Below are 1,657 nucleotides of genomic sequence, written 5' to 3' on the forward strand. Positions count from 1 at the left end.
TCTCCACCGACTTGCCGCTCACCATCAAGGATGGCCATGCGCCGCACTTCGTGGCGGGCAGCGGGGTGAGCCTGGATGAGCGTGGGCTCGACGGCAGCAATACTCTGACCGGCACCGGCCACTTCCAGGTCAATGCGGGCTCGGATCGGGTGAGCGAGGTGTCGTTTGCCGACATCAGCGAGCAGCCGGCCCTGACCGCCCTGGGCCAGAGCGTCAAATACGAGCTGGTCGACGGCGATGCCAGCATCCCGGGCAACCAGGTGCTGAAAGGTTATGTGGAAGTCAATGGCCAGCGCGTCGAGGTGCTTCAGGTCGAACTGGTGGGCAAGCTGGACAACGCCGCCAGCAACGGCTTTGACTACAAGGTGACCCTCTATCAGGGGGTTCACCAGAGCGGTGGCACTGCGACCGACCTGCCGTTCAAGCTCAACATCGTCGACAGCGACAAGGGCAGCGGCAACAACGACAGCACCACGGGCACCCTCAACATCCGCATTTCGGAAGGGGCCAACCCGACCCTCACCCTGACCGGCGTGACGGTGAGTGAAGGGCGCTTCGATGGTGCCGCCAACAACCAGACCGGCGATGATCAGCATGCCACCGGCACCCTGAGCATCACGGCGGACTCCGATCCCGTGGTGGACGTGCGGCTGACCCTCTCGGGCCAAGTCGTGGATGGGAGTGGCAAGGCCATCACCCACAATGGCGAGACCCTCACCTGGCAAGAGGTGGCGGGCAGCAACGGCCACGGCTTCCAGGCTCTGACCGCGAGCGGCACCCTGGTGCTGACGGTGACCCTGCCGAGCGTGCCAGGGCGCATCGAAGCCCACACCCAGGCAACCCTCGATTACCAGGTGACGGTACACACCAACCTGGATCACGGGGCGGATGACAAGCTCAACCTGAGCCTGCCGGTGAAGGTGACCGACAGCGATGGCAGCGTGATCACCGGCAGCGCCACGGCGGTGATCACCGATGCCGCCGATCCTCATCTTGGCATCGACAGCGGGGTCACTTTGCAGGAAGGGGCCTCTGGCCAGACCCTGGATGGCCAGCTGCCGGTGAGCGTGGGCAGCGATCGCCTGGTGTCGCTCAACTTCGAGGCGAACCAGCCTGGCCTCAACGCCCTCACCAGCGGCGGCCAGCCGACCCACTATCAGGTCAACGGCAACGTCATCACCCTGCTGGATGCGGGTGGCAAGACCATTCTGACCGTGACCCTGGGGCTGGATGGGAAGTACCAGGTGGTGCTCGACGGCGTGCTGGATCAACCGGTCAGCACCAACAGCGTCAACCTGGGGTTGCAGGTGCAAGGCACCGATTTTGACGGGGACAAGAGCAACCTTGGCACCCTCAATATTCATATCACCGACGGCGTGCTGCCCCAGGTCGACCCCGTCTCCCTCACCCTGGTGGAGGACAGCGACTGGAGCACGGCCCAGACCCTCACCGGGGATCTGGCCATCACCGCCGGGGCCGACCCTCTGGTCAACATCGCATTCGATGCCAGCCAGCCCGGCCTGCAGGGGCTCACCAGCGGCGGCCAGCCCGTGGTCATCAGTGTCAGCGGCAACAGCATCAGCGGCACCGTCAACGGCCAGAACGTCTTCACGTTGACGCTGGATCAGAACGGTCACTACGTCTTCACCCTGAACCA

The 1,657-nt window shown here is 64.5% G+C and carries 1 pseudogene; it reads left to right on the forward strand.

The window, feature by feature from the left end:
* Positions 1–1,657 (forward strand): annotated as a pseudogene (locus AB5Y50_RS16075) (type I secretion protein); the annotation flags it as partial.

Origin of the sequence: Aeromonas sp. s6 (assembly GCF_040907815.1) — a bacterium.
Lineage (GTDB): Bacteria > Pseudomonadota > Gammaproteobacteria > Enterobacterales > Aeromonadaceae > Aeromonas > Aeromonas caviae.